Raw genomic sequence first — 14,631 nt, forward strand, 5'->3', positions numbered from 1 at the left:
CTCCAACAGGACAATGGAGGACAACATGGTCACACAAGCCAACCCATTCCGCAGCACCCGCACAGCAGGGTTCTGGCTCGCCGCCGCGATTGCGGCCCTGCAGGGGCTGAACGCGGTCCGCACGGTGCTCGATCCGCAGGGCTTTGCGACTTATATGGGCCTTCCCGTCGACCAGCTGAGCGCGCTGGGATGGGTGCAGGTCTACGGCCTTCGCGCCGGGTTCATCGCGGTGCTGACGGCCGTGCTGCTCGCCCGCAGCGACTTTGCCGCACTGCGCTGGATGGCGCTGGCGGCGCTGCTGATGCCGCTCGGCGACGCCTACCTCGCTTTCAGCGCCGGTGCGGGCGCGCCGATTGTCGGGCGGCACCTTGCTATTGCGGTGTTCCTGCTGGTCGCCGCCCTCTTCCTCGGGCGGGCCGCAAAGGCGCGGGAGATGCAGCCGTGACCGGCCTTCTCACCCGCCTCGGCGCACGGCTCGACACCTGGGGCGGCGCTGCCAAGATGGCGCGCTTCCGCACCGGCTGGGCCGCCACCGCGACGCCGCAGGTCCGCTTCTACCGCACCGCCAAGGTGCAATACCGCTATCTGGAGGCAGGCAGCGGGCCGACCATCGTCTTCACCTGCGACCCGCCGATGACCATCGAGGTCTACGGCCCGCTGGTGGCAGCTTTCGCCCAGCACTTCCGCGTCATCGTGGTCGAGCTGCCCGCGATGGGCTTCTCCGCGACGACGAATGCCTATGGCTTCGGGTTCCGCGAGACCAATGACGACCTTGCCGCCCTCCTGCGCGCGGTCGCTGGCGAGGGGAGCATCTTCGCCTTCTCCTGCGCCGCCAGTCTTGCCGCGCTCGACATCGCCGCGCGGATGCCCGAGCTCGCCTCGCACCTCGCGCTGATGCAGGCGGGCGGGACCGAGGCCTTCGCGATCTGGAAGGCGGGGCGCGATCCCAAGGGCATTCTCGCGCGGCCGGTCTTCGGCCAGATCGTGATGGCGCGCATGGCGCCCAAGCGCATGCCGCAGTGGTATAGCCTCTCGGTCGGGCGCAAGGAGCAGATCCCGCATTTTTGCGCCTGCGCTGAGCGGTCGTTCAAACAAGGCGCAATGTGGTCGCTGGCGAGCGCTTACCAGATCTACATGGATGCCCGCGACGAGCTGCCTCGCCCCAACCAACCGATCCTCTCGATCTGGGGAGCGTCCGACCGTTCGCACCCGGCGGACAACGCTCATTCGCTGGCGCGGCTCTACGGAGGCGTGCAAACCGTGACCTTCGATGACCTCGGCCATACGCCCGAACTCGAAGCACCCGATCTGGTGCTGGCAGCGATCCGCGACTTTGTGGGCAAACCATGACCGCCGAGGTCCCGCCTGGCTTCGAGCCGCACATCCGCAAAAGTCCCGTGACCGACCCGTGGGAACCGCTTTATGCCAAGCGCGAGGGCGAGGCGTTCAGCCTCGGACTGCGGATCGCACACAGCCATTGCAACGCACGCGGGCTCCTGCATGGCGGGGTGATCTCCGCGCTCGCCGACAATGCGATGGGACTTGCCTGCGTTACGCGCATGGAGGGCGTGTCGGCGCTGACCGTCAGCCTGTCGGTTGATTTCCTGTCGGTGGGGCGGAGCGGCCAGTGGCTCGAAGTTCGTGCCGTGCCTGCGAAGCTCGGACGCACGCTCGCATTTGCCGATGCGCGGATCGAGGCCGATGGCGAGGTGTTAGCCAAGGCCGCAGCGACGTTTCGCATCATCGAGGTTGCAGCGAAAGCCACCTAGGCCGAGCGATCCGATTTTCGAACTGCAATCCTTATCGGCAGCTTACCACCCAGACCCGGTCACTAGCGGTGGCGCGTCGTAATCTCGAAAGCGGCACGTCGGCTTTGGCCCCCTGCGGGAAGTTTCCTGCCATTCAGCAACCGACCCCGTTTCTGACGTCAGCAGTATGCAGCAAGATTGCCAAGTTGTTCACGCTCCACCGGCAGTGCTTTGACCATCATTCATGATTCAGATTTTTTCGGGCCGTTCGGAGCTTTTTGAAGCAATTTCAACATAGCCCATGCAGCGTTGGTGGCGCTGACAATCTGCTCACCGCGGTCCGATGCGCGGCTGATCACATATCCACCCTGAACCACGGCCAGCAGCATGGCTGCTGTAGCATACGCATCGATACGCCGATCGATCTGCCCCGCAGACATGGCTTCCTCTAGGGCGGTGGCGATACAAAGTTGGACCAACGTGAAATAGCGCGCAATTGGAGCACTGAGGTCAGGTGATGCGAGCACTTCAGCCTCGTTGGCCAACCGTCCAAGGCGACAGCCTTTGAGTCCGTTGCGCTCCGCCAACAGATAGGCCCGCAGCCTGTCGAGCGGAGGCGTTGAAGGATCGAATACTGCGCGCGCAGCATCGGATAACTCGATCTCGATCTCTTCGATCGCGGCTTTGGCCAGGCCGGCTTTGCCACTGAAATGGTGGTAGAGGCTGCCTTGGCCGGCACCGCTGACCGACAGTACGCGCGCTGGGCTCATGCGGCCATAGCCGTCCTCCCACAACAAATCCTTGGCTGCTTGCAGCAGGGCGTCTTTCATCGGAATGCCTTTCGTTTGACTCTTTACCTACTAGTATGTATGTCGCGGCTCCGTCAAGCGCGGCACGAGGTCCGTCGCCAATCGCAAGGAGTACCATCGATGCCAGCCTCGTCCATTACGCCGGAGCTATACTACACCTGCCTCACCGCGATGTTCACCGGTCTGCTTTGGGTACCGATCATCCTCAACCGCTTGGCCGAAATGGGTATTTGGACCGCCCTCAAAAATCCGCAACCGGACACCAGGCCGCATGCTGAATGGGCCTATCGATTGAGCGCGGCGCACCGGAATGCACTGGAAAATCTTGCGGTTTTCGCGCCGCTTGCACTGATAGTGCATGTCTCGGGTATTGGCACGGCAACCACTGCGGCCTGGTCATTGGCCTTTTTCGGGGCACGCGTGGCGCATGCAATCATATATACATTCGGTATCCCATTGCTGCGCACGATTGCCTTCGTCGTCGGCTTCGCTGCGCAGGTCGCGCTGGCGATCTATGTATTGGGAGCAGCATGATGCAGCTCCTCTATTCTCCAACGTCGCCTTATGCACGCAAGGTGCGGATGGTGCTGATCGAACTTGGCCTTGATCGTGAGGTCCAGCAGATCGCTTGCGACCCTATGGGCGAGGCCGCCAAGCTAGCCGAGCTAGTTGCCGCCAACCCGCTGGGAAAAGTGCCCGTACTGATTTTGACAGATGGTCTTGGCGTGTTCGATAGCCGGGTCATCTGCGACCATCTCGACCGGCTAGCGCCATCGCGGGGACTGATCCCCATCGCCGGCGCTCACCGCGATCGGGTGCTTGCTACTCAGGCTCTTGCGGACGGCATTCTGGACGCGGCTTTTTCGACCGTTGTCGAACGACGCCGCCCACCTGAGGAGCGCTCCGCAAGCTGGTTAGCGCGTTGGGAGGCAGCCATACGTCGTAGCGTTGCCGCCATGCGCAACGAGAATGCTGGCGAAGCACCACGCGATCTTGGCGAAATCGCGACGGCCGTTGCGCTAGACTATCTGCTGTTCCGCCTGCCTTCGCTGGACTGGCAGTCCACCAATCCTGCCATGGCAGATTGGCTTGCAGGCGCGTGCGCCTGGCGCTCGTTCGGCGCGACCAGACCGCCTGCGGGGGTCTGAAATGGGGGGTGCAACGAGTTGGACCTGGATGGGTTGGGCTGCACTGGCCGGTGCAGGAATACCTGTCATGGCTGCGCTGAATGGCGCCCTGGGGCGCACGCTCGGCAGTCCGCCAGCTGCGGTCTTCGTACTGTTTCTTGTCGGCTTCCTGTCAGCGTCTGCTTTTTTGCTGACAACTGGCGGCGGTTCCGCATTGGCCCGCCTCAGCCATGCATCACCGGCCATGTTCGGGGGCGGACTCATTGTCTCTTTCTACATCTTCTCTGTCACGTTTCTCGCGCCGCGATACGGAGTCGGTAATGTCATCCTGTTTGTTATGGTCGCACAGATCGCCACCTCAGCCGCCATCGACCACTACGGCCTGTTCGGCGCGACCCAGCGGCCAATAGATGCCCTGCGCATGTTCGGCATTGCGCTGATGCTGGCGGGATTGACGATCGCTCAGATTGCTTCAGCCAGAGCGAGCTAGCTCGACGACCCAATCAACTCGCCGACAGGCGCCGGTCCGCACTCCACCCATCTGCGGTCATGAGCGTGACCAGTGCGTGATCCCCAATGCTGCATGGCGGCTTTCAGCGAATGCGGACGTTCAATCTCGCAACCCTGAACGACCGACTCTGGGTCGAGAGCTGCCGATTTTGATCACCCTGCTGGAGAGCTGCTTTCAGCCTCTCTGCTTGCGGAACCTGCTGCTCGATAACGCCCCAACTGCAGAATTTCTTGCGACTTTGCGAGAGCTCGAAGCAGCCTCTATCGTCCACGATAGGGCTCGCAGCCGATCCCATCACCGTCGCCATCAAGCCGCTCCGAAAAGCCTGGCTCATGGCGATAAAGGGGCGCAACACCCGCAGCGCGGACCTCACTGCAACCCGAATACGTGTACCCGGCGGGAAGCGCATCGAGGATCGCCTGCCGTTCCTGTGCAGCCTCCAAAGCATTCGCACCAAAGGCTACGCCAAGCCCCGAAGCCACGGCGATGAGACCGTAGCGCCCCGCGGTCTGAAGGGTCGTTTCTGCAGTGGGTGCGGGACGCCGCTGAGAGCGATTGGTGAAGCGCCGGTAGGGTTGTGGGCGAGCCATAGGATTGAATTACAATCCAATCCTCAAGGCTCCGTTAAGTGCGCGAGAGACCGAGTCGCTCAGATTCCCGCCGCGAACGTCGCCATAATGCGTCGCCTGTGTTGCTGATCACCGACAGAACCGAGTCCTGGACTCTCGATCATGAGAACTGTGCCGGGCGCGATCCGTCCCGCTGCGTCCACAGCCGCCCACGCGTCAGATGGAACGGCTTTTGATCCCGTTTTGTTCTTTCCAACAGCCGGACGTCGCACGTAGCTTCTGATGGTCACTGAAGCTCAGGCAGGGGCTGTCGGGTTGAATGAAGGATCGCCGTGCGGCTCGCTGTACGACGGTCAAACCCGCCACTCCGGAAGGGGACGACGGCGCCAGTGACAGAACCTTGAACCAAGAGGAATCTGTCATGTCGAATACCGAACTGATCACTTGCCAGGAGGTCCTGCGCCTCACCGGCATCCGCAGCCGTTCCACTATCTGGAGGAAGATGCGCAAGGGGGGCTTCCCCCATCCCGTCGACATCGGCGGGGGACGCATTCGCTGGCGCGCCGCCGACATCTCGGAATGGATCAACGCCCTTCCGCTGCGCCGTTACTGACCTCCTCAATTGGCGGGCAGTGGCTCGCAGAAAGATGCTTTCCCAATGTCCATTTTCTCCATGTTGGAAGCAGCCTTGCGCGCGGAAGGCTGGGCGCTCGTTCGTGTCCCGGTCAATGACCGATACAAGTCTCTAACAGAACTGCTGATCGACGATTACGTCAGGCGGCTCAGCCGCCCGGGCCTCGATGGCAGCTGCTACCGCAACTTCATCGCCGACTGGCTCTACTTCGAACGCCCCATGATCGATCGCTTCAAGGGCGAGGAATTCTCGGCCCAATTTGAAGGTCCCCTGGTCGCTATCGGCGACAAAACATACCCGCTCGGCGGGTTCATTCTCCACCATCTCCAATGGGCCCGATTGTCCCCTGAAGATGCTTTCGATCTGCGCGAGACACTGCGTGCTGTGGTCGATCGGTCAGTGCGCAAGTGGATGCAGGACAAGGACCTCACATTCGTCCCCGCGCTTCCCGAAAAGCCGTTCCCCGACCGTGCTGCCGCCGACGCTGAAGCCGAGCGTCAGATCCGCGCATTCGCGCGAGTACCTCGGGACCTGGGGGATATCTAATGGAGCACAGTCAGGACTATTCACCGGAACCCAAGAAGGGCCACGATGCGATGCATCGGGCCCGGAAAAGGGATACACACCCCACGCACGCGTGCAGCGAGGATTTCTGCGGGTTTGACGGGATGCGGATAGCATCTCGTCTCTGCCTGGCTCGAGGCACCCACGCAATTCAGCCATTTTTCGCGATGGCGGATCGCATCGCCGAGAAGACGGTGCAATGAGCGCGCGGGTGCAGACGGTGCGCCTCAATCCGTCGCAATATCGGGTGCTTGCCGAGTTCGCGCAGCGGCGCGGGCTCAGCCAGTACGCCATGCTTGGCCGCGTCGTTGAGGAGGGGCTCCTGGCCCTGATCCACGGCGCTGACCGGGAGACCGATCTTGCCGAAATGGCACGTGTGATCGGGTCGATATCGGAACGCCTTGCCGATGCCGAACGGGTGCTTGACCGCACCCTGTTCACGGCCTGCGCAGCCTATGCCTATGCGCGCTCGTCAGCGCTCGGTGGACGCACATCCGACGAGGCCATTGCCGCCGAAGCGCGGGCTGCGTTCGAGCGGCAACGCAAGCTGGCAGAGGAGAGCGAGCGATGACCGCAGGCACCGATTTCGTCACCCGTGCCCATGCGCTGTGGCGCGTGCGCATGGCGCAGTGGCAGCAGCGGTTCGGGTTCTTTGCCCGGCTCGTTCTGCTGTCCGGCGGGGCCGGCGCGATCATCGCGCCGCAGTTCGTCATGAGCGCTCCCGAGCTCAAGGTCGCAGCCCAATGCCTCGTGGCCAAGTTCCTCGCCACCGTGGGTGAATTGGCGGGCAGGGACCTGATGATGAACGTGTCGCTGGAGGGGCGCCGCGATACCGTCTCAGCGGCTGTTTTTGCCAGCGAGCCATTCATCGCCGGAACCCTCTCCAAGGCCGTCGCTATGGTCATGATCGGGGCAGTTCTGGGCTGCGCCCTGGGGCTTCTGGTGGTCTGGCTGATCCAGCGGACCATGTCCTCGCAGGGGCGCGATACGCTGGCCGACAGGGTGATCGGCGGTACCCGTCTGGCGCGTCAGGAAGAGGTCGCCGCGCACGCCCGTTCGCTGTCCGGCAGGGGTGCGCTGCAGATCGGTCCGGTCCCCATTCCGCAGCGGATCGAGACCCGGCATTTTGCCTTCCTCGGTACCACCGGCAGCGGCAAGACCACGGTCCTGCGCCAGATGCTCGACGGAATCGAAGCGCGGGGCGAAGCGGCCCTCGTTTACGACACCTCTGGGGAGTTTATCGCGCACTATTACAACCCCGCACGCGGCGACATCATCCTCAATCCTTTCGATGCCCGCTGCGCCTTCTGGTCGCCCTTCGACGAGATATCGCACCCCGCCGATGCCGACCGCATTGCGCGCCAGCTGGTCTCCGAAACCGGCAGTCAGGATGACGACGTCTGGCTCGAGACGAGCCGCATTCTGGTCGCCAATATGATGCGTTCGCTGTGGGCCGAAAAGAACGGCAGTCTCGAGGCCCTGCTCGATGCCTTGCAGGTCAAGAGCAAGGAGCAGCTGAAGGCCTGGCTGGGACACACGTCCTCGGCCCGGACCTTCGCCGATGACGCCGACCGCGCCACTGGCAGCGTGCTGTTCATGCTCGCCAAGGCGGCCAACCTGATCCAGTTCCTGAAGGTCGAACAGGAGAAGGCGGCGCGTTTTGCCTTCCGCGATTTCATTGTCGGTTTGGACAAGATCGAGGGAGCAAAGCCCTGGATCTTCGTCCCCCGCAAGGAGGACTATTTCGAGGCGGCCAAGCCGCTCATGGCCTGCTGGCTGGAGTGTGCTGCGAGCGCAGTGCTCGGGCTTTCGCCATCGCCCGAGCGGCGCATCTGGTTCGTGCTCGACGAGCTTGCCGATCTTCCCCGCGTCGAGAACCTTGCCCGCCTTCTGCCCGAGGGTCGCAAGTTTGGCGCGGCGATCGTGCTCACCTTCCAGGCGCTGGGGCAGATGCGTCATCGCTACGGCGACAACATCGCTGAAGCCATGCTCGCCTGCTGCAACACCAAGCTGTTCCTGCAAACCGTCGACCGTGAAACCCGCCAGTGGGCGAGCGAGACCATCGGCCAGTGCGAGGTCGAAATGCGGATGGCCACCGACACCCTGATGGTCGGCAAAGAGGTGCCCCGCACCGCCATTGCCACGCAGCGCCAGTTCCGCGCGGCTGTGCTCGAAAGCGAACTGCGTCTTCCCCCGCATCAGGGCTTTCTGCTGCTGCCTGATGGCCTCCCGGTAGCACGGATCGGGCTCACGGCTGAGCACATCGCCCGGCGCGGGTCGCCGCGCCAGCCTGCCTTTGTCGCGGGCGATCCGGCGAGCACCTTGTGGAGCCGGGTCAGCGCTGTTGCCGCGCCTGCCGAGGACGAGCCAAATGCAGGTGCCAAGGACGGCCCTGAGTCGGGGCCGGTGTGATGGTGGCATCGGTCTCAGCCCTGACCAGCGCCGGGCAGGCAGCCAGCTACTACGAGGCCGATGACTACTATGCCGAGGGCGGCTTTGCGCCCTCAGAGTGGTTCGGAGAGGCCGCCGCTGCGCTGGGCCTGTCTGGCGAAGTAGACCGCGTGGAGTTTGCCGAGCTGCTCGAGGGGCGCGTTGCCGGGCAGCAGCTCGGCACCACCCGCGATGGACAGGTCGAGCATCGACCGGGTTGGGACATCACCTTCTCCGCGCCCAAGTCGGTCTCGATCATGGCCTAGGTTGCCGGCGACAAGCGGCTGATCGCTGCGCATGCCGCAGCCGTCAAAGCTGCGCTTGGCCATGTCGAGCAGCATATGGCGGCAACCCGGGTGCGTGAGGGCGGCGAGGTGCGGCGCGAGGAGACTGGCAACCTTGCCATTGCCACCTTCCGCCATGCCACGAGCCGGGCACAGGACCCGCAGCTCCACACCCATGCCGTGATCCTCAACGCGACACAGGACAAGGATGGCAACTGGCGTAGCCTCGAGCCGCGCGCCTTCTACCAGCTGCAGAAGGAGATCGGGGCGATCTACCGGCAGGAGCTGGCGCATGGCGCGGCGCAGCTGGGGTACCGGATCGAGGCGGGCAAGGACGCGATGTTTGAGATCGCAGGGGTTCCAGCCAAGGTGATCGAGGCGCTTAGCCAACGGACCGCCGCGATCGATGCGCGGCTTGCCGAGCGGGGTACGAGCCGGGAGGAAGCGAGCGCTGCCGAGAAGCAGATTGCCGCGCTCGATACCCGCGAGGCGAAGAGCCATGCGGATCACAAGACCCTGCGGGCAGAATGGCGCGCGACGGCAGAAGCGAAGGGTTTTGGCGAGGCGGCGCAGGCGCGCATTATCGCGGAGGCCGAAGTCCGGGCAAAGGCAGGCGAACTGGCGGAGAGCACTGAGATGCTCGCAGCGCGCGCTGTCGCCTGGGCTGCCGCCAAGCTGTCAGAGCGTCAGGCGGTGTTCCCGGCAAGTACGCTCGCCCGGGAGGCGGGTGACTATGTCTTTGGCAGGCTCAGCCACAGCGCCATCAGCGCTGCCATTACCGAGGCCGGCAATCGCGGCGCGCTGGTCCCGCGCGCCTTTTTGGACCGGCGCGGCGCGGAGTTTGCGGGGTTCACTACGCCCGAGGCAATCGCGACCGAGCAGACCATGTTGCGCCTTGAAGCTGCCGGACGCGGCGTTGCTACGCCGCTGGCTTCGTCGCTCGCCGCAGCGCGCACGGTTGAGCGCGCCGCTCGGCAATCCGCGAGCGCGGGCTTTGCCTGGACTGATGACCAGAAGCGCGCGACTGCTGCGCTGCTCACCTCGCGCGACCGCGTGTCCGCCGTCCAGGGCTATGCCGGGACCGCCAAGACCACGACCGTGCTGGCGACCTATGCCCGCGAGGCAGCGAGGAGCGGACTTGCTGTGACGGCGCTCGCGCCGACCGCGTCGGCAGCCACGGTCCTGGGAGAAGCGCTTGGCCTTCGCGGCGATACAGTCGCGCGGCATCTTGTCTCGCCCAAGGCAAAGGGTCTCGGCAAGGGATCGGTCTGGATCGTCGATGAGGCTTCAATGCTCTCGGCGCGTGACATGGCGGCGCTTATGGCCAGCGCCGACAAGGCCGGTGCGCGGCTTGTGCTGGTCGGCGACGTCAGGCAGCTGGGATCGGTCGGCGCAGGGGCAGCCTTTGCTCAGCTGCAGCAGGCGGGCATGGCGACCGCGAAGCTCGCCAACGTGGTGCGACAGACCAATGCCGACACCCGCGAAGCCGTCATGGCGTCGATCGAGGGTCATGCCGGCAAGGCGCTTGCCGCACTGGAGCGAGGGGGTGGCGAAGTGGTCGAAGGCGCGGACCGGGATGCGCGCCTTGGGACGATGGCGCAGCGCTATGTTGCCCTGAGCCCTGCCGAACGGGCGCGCACTCTGGTGGTCGAGCCGTCGCGCGACGGGCGCGACACTCTGACTGCCATGATTCGGCAGCAGCTGGCGCAGCGCGGCGAGCTCTCGTCGGCAGCCATCCGGTTCGAGGCGCTGGAAGCCAAGGGTCTCACCCGTGCTGAAACCCGGCAGACCGCAAGCTATGCCATCGGTGATGTTGTGCGCTTCGCCCGCGACTATGCCGACAAGGGCGTGACGCGAGGGTTGGCCTACCGGGTCGACCGTATCGATGGGGAGAAGGCTGCAATATCGCTCAAATCCGCAGACGGGTCAGTCATCGACTGGCGGCTGCGCCAGTGGGGCGCGGGCAAGGTCGAGGTGTTCGAACCCAAGTCGATGGAGCTGCAGGCGGGCGACCGGGTGCAGTTCACCCGCAACGACCGCGAGGCCGGGCGCATCAATGGCTTGCGCGGTACCGTCACAGGCATCGATCCCGAGCGGCAGCAGGCGACCATCGCGCTGGCCAATGGCCGCGAGCAGCGTCTCGATCTCACCAATCCCCGCGATGCCCATCTGCGCCATGCCTATGTCCAGACCGCCCATGCCGCGCAGGGCCAGACCGCCGAACGCGTCCTGATCCACGCCGACAGCCGCTCCGCCAATCTGGTCGATCAGAAGATGCTCTATGTCGCGCTCTCGCGCGCGAAGTCCGAAGCCATTGTCGTCACCGACGACAAGGCGCGGCTGATCCGCGCCATCCATGAGCGCGCGGGCGAGAAGCAGACTGCCATGGAGGTGAGTGCGCCGGAAGCCGCGAAAGCGAAATCCCTGGGGGCTGGTCTCGGCTGATCGTGTGATGCGTGAATGCCGGACCATGGCATCCTTCGCCCTGCCATTGGAATGAACTGCTCCTGTGTGACGGCCCGTGCCAGGCGGGATCAACAGCCTGCCCGCTCCATTCGGGCTCTCGCCCTCCCGTGTTGGCTGGTCCGCGCTTTGCGCTGACCCGCCCGGCCATCCGGCCCGTCCCTTCATCCGCGTTCCCAACGACAGGACGAAGGATTTACCACCATGGCCAGCTCCGCAACCGTCAGCATCTACGACACCATCACCAACCAGATCATCGCCGCGCTGGAGCGCGGCACCGGCGACTACACCCTTCCTTGGCACCGCAGCAGCGCCCCGCTCACCCGGCCCGTCAACGCGGTCTCCCGCAAGGCCTATCGCGGTGTCAATGTACTCGCCCTCTGGGCCAGCGCCGAGGCGCAGGACTTCGGGCATGGACTCTGGGCAACCTATCGCCAGTGGCAATCGCTGGGCGCGCAGGTCCGCAAGGGCGAGAAGGCCTCGCCGATCGTGTTCTACAAGGTGCTGGACAAGTCCGAGGGCAGTGAAGACGAGGCGCGCGACGGCGCAGGCCGTATCTTCGCCCAAGGCTCGCATGTGTTCAATATCGCGCAGGTCGAGGGCTACCCGCTGCCCGAGGTGCCGGAAGCCGAGGCCTTCGATCCCATCCCTGATGTCGAGGCCTTCATCACCGCGACCGGGGCTGCCATCCGCATTCAAGGCGACAGTGCCCTCTACACGCCTTCCACCGACACGATCACCATGCCTGACCGCGAGCGGTTCTTCACCACCGGCACGGCCAGCGCTGCGCAGAACTGGTATGCGATCCTGCTTCACGAGCTGGTCCACTGGACCGGCGCCGATCACCGCCTCGCCCGAACCTTCGGCAAGCGCTTCGGTGACGAGGCCTATGCCATGGAAGAGCTGGTCGCCGAGCTTGGCTCAGCCTTCCTTTGCGGCGACCTTGGCCTGTCAGTTACGCCGCGTCCGGATCATGCCTGCTACCTTGCCAGCTGGCTCAAGGTGCTCAAGGGAGACAACCGGGCGATCTTCACCGCCGCCAGCGCGGCGGCGAAGGCGGCGGAGTGGTTGGGGGAGGGGTAAATCTTCCAGCCGCGACGCAGTCGCCATCCAGTATGTTGGACTGCATTGATCTAATTCCGCTGGCATTCTGAGATTGGCATTTGCGTGGCGCCAGCGTTAGTGCCCCAAAGCAAAGGGGCCAAGAATGCTGGATAGGCAAGGGCTATCCAGCATGAGGTGCCCGCTCGGTTTGGCCAACAATCCTGGCATGCGGGGAGCTCGCGGCTGTATGAGCCCCGGGTCCACTTTGCAGATCAGCTCGGAACTTGTTTATCCTGAAGGCCGTCGGTGAATTGACTTGCTCGCACGATTGCAAGCCCGCACCTGTGGACAGAAAGCCCCACAGACTCGTCATTTGCCTGAGTTTACGGAATCTTACTTGCGGTCCTCACTTTCGAACGTCGTCAAGCCTTTGACCCGGGAGGCGCACGCGGCGTCTTCGGGGGAACGGACCAACCGTTCGCGCTCACACAGGAGAAATCCCATGAGCAAGAACACCCACCAGCGGGGTCGTGATGCGCGCACTGGCCGCATCATCCCTGTAAGTGAGGCTCAACGCCGTCCTTCCACTACGGTCGTTGAGACCTACAAGACGGGCAAGAAGGGTCCGAAGAACTAAGGTTCCAACCTTCAAGCCTTGAATGGGGGCCGTCGGGGGAAACCTCGGCGGCCTTTCGCTCTTGAATCAGAGTCGGATTCGGGCGTCAAGTCTCGCAGAGGATTTCTGGCTGGCACGATGGCAGCATGGTGCTGCTGTCTTTACATGTTCAACAGACGTGTAAAGAAAATCGGGTTTTCTTTACACGTGATCGGAACCTGATAAGGTTCCGGTAAATCCTTTGCACGAGGCGGCCATGGCCCTTGAACCCACCTACGCCATCCCGGAACTTCCACCACCCGGAGCGATCGAGACACCTCAGGTGCTCAAGGCCCTGACTCGTGCCCATCGCTACCTTGCCGAGCTCAAGGGCCGTGCGGCGACAATTCCCAATCAGGGCATTCTGATCGATACGCTATCGCTTCAGGAAGCAAAGGCCAGCTCGGAAATCGAGAACATCGTCACAACCCAGAACGAACTCTTCCAACTGAACGCATTTCCGGAGATCCCGGGCTCTCCCGCTGCAAAAGAGGTGGCACGCTATCGTGACGCGCTCCGGCATGGCTTCGAGGAGCAGCGGCGGCTCGACGGGTTGCTGACCAACAACATCCTCATCGCGATGTTCCAGATCCTCAAGCGTTCAGACGGAGGCTTCAGGGAAACACCCGGCACCGCCCTCAAGAACGAGGGCACCGGCGAGGTCGTCTATGTTCCGCCGCAGGACGCCAACCTCGTTCGAGCCCATATGGCGGCGCTTGAGACATTCATCAACGCAGGCGCTGATGACACCGAGCTGGACCCGCTAACCTCCATGGCGATCATCCATCACCAGTTCGAGAGCATTCACCCATTTCCCGATGGCAATGGACGTATCGGTCGCATCATCAACGTTCTCTACCTTACCCGATGCAGGCTGCTGGACATTCCCATTCTCTATCTCAGCCGCTTCATCACCCGCAACAAGCCCGAGTATTACCGGCTCCTCCAATCGGTGAGGGAAACAGGGCAATGGGAGGAGTGGATCCTCTACATCGTCAACGGGGTGGAAGAGACCGCCATCGAGACACTCCGTCTGGTCGAAGGCATCAGGTACCTGATGGCGCAAACCAAAAACCGGATGCGCACCGAGCACCCGAAAATCTATTCGCAGGACCTGCTGAACAACCTTTTCCGGCACCCTTACACGCGGATCGACTTCGTCCAGTCGGAGCTGGGGGTGTCCCGGCCTACCGCCACAAAGTATCTTGAGGAGCTGGCCGATGGCGGACTGCTCGTCAAACACAAGGCGGGGCGGAACAATTACTACATCAACCAGCCGCTCGTCGGACTGTTTGTCGAAAGTGAATAGGGTTCGCGGCTACCCTGTCGGGCAACCTGCTCTATCTGCTGGCGCGGACCGGGCCTGTAGTCCCGGCCCATCCGGGTGACGATTAGGAGCGGTGAAAGCGGAGCGGGAGTTTCTGGAGGACGCGCTCTGTCCCGTGTGGCCGGTGGCCATGTTCCTGAGGGCGCGGTGTTCCTGAGCTAACCCGCAGGCGCTCTTGCCTCTCTCATAGCCGGACGCCCGCTGGCCCACTTGGCCCGCGCCAGGGGATCGATTGGGATTTTCCCTCCCCCTCCCATCCTCGCCGGAAGGCAGAGCCGCATGCCGCATGACGCTTGCGGCTTTGCCGGATGGAGTTTGGACGATGGGTGACCTGATCTTGAATTACCGCTCGTGCTGGCTAATGATGATGGCTTACCGCTCTTGACGGTGCAGCAGCTGTCTAGGTGAAGGTGAACAGAGCAACGCAGCCCATAATTGTAAGCTCGGCTGATAACGCACATTATGT

The 14,631-nt window shown here is 63.4% G+C and carries 16 protein-coding genes and 1 pseudogene; 15 read left to right on the top strand and 2 right to left on the bottom strand.

Features of this window, described 5'->3' with window-relative positions:
• Positions 1-25: 25 nt before the first annotated feature.
• The 3 genes from DFR51_RS12210 to DFR51_RS12220 are packed head-to-tail and all read left to right on the top strand — an operon-like array spanning position 26 to position 1,769.
• Complete coding sequence (locus tag DFR51_RS12210) at positions 26-445, top strand: DUF4267 domain-containing protein (protein ID WP_170151776.1); 420 nt, start codon at positions 26-28, stop codon at positions 443-445.
• The gene (locus DFR51_RS12215) at positions 442-1,350 is read left to right on the top strand and encodes an alpha/beta fold hydrolase (RefSeq protein ID WP_121051457.1); all 909 of its coding nucleotides are present in this window, start codon (positions 442-444) and stop codon (positions 1,348-1,350) included. Before DFR51_RS12210 ends, DFR51_RS12215 begins: the two co-directional genes overlap by 4 nt.
• On the top strand, positions 1,347-1,769 hold the full coding sequence (locus DFR51_RS12220; protein WP_121051459.1) for a PaaI family thioesterase: 423 nt from the start codon (positions 1,347-1,349) through the stop codon (positions 1,767-1,769). The genes DFR51_RS12215 and DFR51_RS12220 overlap by 4 nt, the downstream gene beginning before the upstream one ends.
• 221 nt (positions 1,770-1,990) lie before the next feature.
• On the opposite strand, the gene DFR51_RS12225 is transcribed toward DFR51_RS12220, so the two are convergent.
• Entirely contained in the window at positions 1,991-2,578 is a 588-nt protein-coding gene (locus DFR51_RS12225) for a TetR/AcrR family transcriptional regulator (RefSeq protein ID WP_121051461.1), read from the bottom strand.
• A 99-nt stretch (positions 2,579-2,677) separates the two neighbouring features.
• Between DFR51_RS12225 and DFR51_RS12230 the strand changes: the two genes are divergently transcribed.
• Genes DFR51_RS12230 through DFR51_RS12240 form a run of 3 tightly spaced genes read left to right on the top strand, consistent with a single transcriptional unit; the run spans position 2,678 to position 4,174 of the window.
• Positions 2,678-3,091: an MAPEG family protein gene (locus DFR51_RS12230; protein WP_207790682.1), complete on the top strand. Its 414-nt coding sequence runs from the start codon at positions 2,678-2,680 to the stop codon at positions 3,089-3,091.
• On the top strand, positions 3,088-3,705 hold the full coding sequence (locus DFR51_RS12235; RefSeq protein ID WP_121051463.1) for a glutathione S-transferase N-terminal domain-containing protein: 618 nt from the start codon (positions 3,088-3,090) through the stop codon (positions 3,703-3,705). The genes DFR51_RS12230 and DFR51_RS12235 overlap by 4 nt, the downstream gene beginning before the upstream one ends.
• A 28-nt stretch (positions 3,706-3,733) precedes the next feature.
• Positions 3,734-4,174, top strand: a complete 441-nt coding sequence (locus DFR51_RS12240) for a DMT family transporter (RefSeq protein WP_276330569.1) — start codon at positions 3,734-3,736, stop codon at positions 4,172-4,174.
• Positions 4,175-4,455: 281 nt separating this feature from the next.
• Here the strand turns inward: DFR51_RS12240 and DFR51_RS12245 are convergent, their stop codons facing one another.
• On the bottom strand, positions 4,456-4,785 hold the full coding sequence (locus tag DFR51_RS12245) for an excalibur calcium-binding domain-containing protein (RefSeq protein ID WP_121051467.1): 330 nt from the start codon (positions 4,783-4,785) through the stop codon (positions 4,456-4,458).
• A 400-nt stretch (positions 4,786-5,185) separates the two neighbouring features.
• Here DFR51_RS12245 and DFR51_RS12250 point away from each other — a divergent pair, with 400 nt between their 5' ends.
• The 9 genes and pseudogenes from DFR51_RS12250 (at position 5,186) to DFR51_RS12285 (ending at position 14,147) form a co-directional block, all read left to right on the top strand.
• A complete protein-coding gene (locus DFR51_RS12250) occupies positions 5,186-5,377 on the top strand; it encodes a helix-turn-helix transcriptional regulator (RefSeq protein ID WP_023836545.1) in 192 nt (63 codons plus the stop codon).
• Between the two features lie 45 nt (positions 5,378-5,422).
• On the top strand, positions 5,423-5,944 hold the full coding sequence (locus tag DFR51_RS12255) for a hypothetical protein (protein WP_121051469.1): 522 nt from the start codon (positions 5,423-5,425) through the stop codon (positions 5,942-5,944).
• Positions 5,945-6,161: 217 nt separating this feature from the next.
• Complete coding sequence (locus DFR51_RS12265) at positions 6,162-6,533, top strand: hypothetical protein (protein WP_121051473.1); 372 nt, start codon at positions 6,162-6,164, stop codon at positions 6,531-6,533.
• Positions 6,530-8,374, top strand: a complete 1,845-nt coding sequence (locus tag DFR51_RS12270) for a type IV secretion system DNA-binding domain-containing protein (RefSeq protein ID WP_121051475.1) — start codon at positions 6,530-6,532, stop codon at positions 8,372-8,374. The genes DFR51_RS12265 and DFR51_RS12270 overlap by 4 nt, the downstream gene beginning before the upstream one ends.
• Positions 8,374-10,212 (top strand): annotated as a pseudogene (mobF, locus tag DFR51_RS12275) (MobF family relaxase); the annotation flags it as partial. The gene DFR51_RS12270 and the pseudogene mobF, both read left to right, overlap by 1 nt.
• 456 nt (positions 10,213-10,668) lie before the next feature.
• Positions 10,669-11,121: an ATP-binding domain-containing protein gene (locus DFR51_RS19365; protein WP_243446566.1), complete on the top strand. Its 453-nt coding sequence runs from the start codon at positions 10,669-10,671 to the stop codon at positions 11,119-11,121.
• A gap of 222 nt (positions 11,122-11,343) precedes the next feature.
• Positions 11,344-12,222, top strand: coding sequence for an ArdC family protein (locus tag DFR51_RS12280; protein WP_121051477.1), 879 nt, complete (start codon positions 11,344-11,346; stop codon positions 12,220-12,222).
• A 463-nt stretch (positions 12,223-12,685) separates the two neighbouring features.
• Positions 12,686-12,820, top strand: a complete 135-nt coding sequence (locus DFR51_RS19515) for a hypothetical protein (protein ID WP_267890705.1) — start codon at positions 12,686-12,688, stop codon at positions 12,818-12,820.
• Positions 12,821-13,055: 235 nt separating this feature from the next.
• Positions 13,056-14,147, top strand: a complete 1,092-nt coding sequence (locus DFR51_RS12285) for a Fic family protein (protein WP_121051479.1) — start codon at positions 13,056-13,058, stop codon at positions 14,145-14,147.
• The last annotated feature ends 484 nt before the right edge of the window (positions 14,148-14,631 follow it).

It is taken from the genome of Sphingosinicella microcystinivorans (genome assembly GCF_003634215.1).
In the GTDB taxonomy this organism is placed as follows: Bacteria; Pseudomonadota; Alphaproteobacteria; order Sphingomonadales; family Sphingomonadaceae; genus Sphingosinicella; species Sphingosinicella microcystinivorans.

What these genes read in the sequence shown, in the direction of transcription:
- DFR51_RS12210 (WP_170151776.1), top strand. Translation starts at nt 26, where the DNA reads ATGGTCACACAAGCCAACCCATTCCGCAGCACCCGCACAGCAGGGTTC.
- DFR51_RS12220 (WP_121051459.1), top strand. Translation starts at nt 1,347, where the DNA reads ATGACCGCCGAGGTCCCGCCTGGCTTCGAGCCGCACATCCGCAAAAGT.
- DFR51_RS12225 (WP_121051461.1), bottom strand. Translation starts at nt 2,578, where the DNA reads ATGAAAGACGCCCTGCTGCAAGCAGCCAAGGATTTGTTGTGGGAGGAC.
- DFR51_RS12230 (WP_207790682.1), top strand. Translation starts at nt 2,678, where the DNA reads ATGCCAGCCTCGTCCATTACGCCGGAGCTATACTACACCTGCCTCACC.
- DFR51_RS12235 (WP_121051463.1), top strand. Translation starts at nt 3,088, where the DNA reads ATGATGCAGCTCCTCTATTCTCCAACGTCGCCTTATGCACGCAAGGTG.
- DFR51_RS12240 (WP_276330569.1), top strand. Translation starts at nt 3,734, where the DNA reads ATGGGTTGGGCTGCACTGGCCGGTGCAGGAATACCTGTCATGGCTGCG.
- DFR51_RS12245 (WP_121051467.1), bottom strand. Translation starts at nt 4,785, where the DNA reads ATGGCTCGCCCACAACCCTACCGGCGCTTCACCAATCGCTCTCAGCGG.
- DFR51_RS12250 (WP_023836545.1), top strand. Translation starts at nt 5,186, where the DNA reads ATGTCGAATACCGAACTGATCACTTGCCAGGAGGTCCTGCGCCTCACC.
- DFR51_RS12255 (WP_121051469.1), top strand. Translation starts at nt 5,423, where the DNA reads ATGTCCATTTTCTCCATGTTGGAAGCAGCCTTGCGCGCGGAAGGCTGG.
- DFR51_RS12265 (WP_121051473.1), top strand. Translation starts at nt 6,162, where the DNA reads ATGAGCGCGCGGGTGCAGACGGTGCGCCTCAATCCGTCGCAATATCGG.
- DFR51_RS12270 (WP_121051475.1), top strand. Translation starts at nt 6,530, where the DNA reads ATGACCGCAGGCACCGATTTCGTCACCCGTGCCCATGCGCTGTGGCGC.
- DFR51_RS19365 (WP_243446566.1), top strand. Translation starts at nt 10,669, where the DNA reads ATGGAGCTGCAGGCGGGCGACCGGGTGCAGTTCACCCGCAACGACCGC.
- DFR51_RS12280 (WP_121051477.1), top strand. Translation starts at nt 11,344, where the DNA reads ATGGCCAGCTCCGCAACCGTCAGCATCTACGACACCATCACCAACCAG.
- DFR51_RS19515 (WP_267890705.1), top strand. Translation starts at nt 12,686, where the DNA reads ATGAGCAAGAACACCCACCAGCGGGGTCGTGATGCGCGCACTGGCCGC.
- DFR51_RS12285 (WP_121051479.1), top strand. Translation starts at nt 13,056, where the DNA reads ATGGCCCTTGAACCCACCTACGCCATCCCGGAACTTCCACCACCCGGA.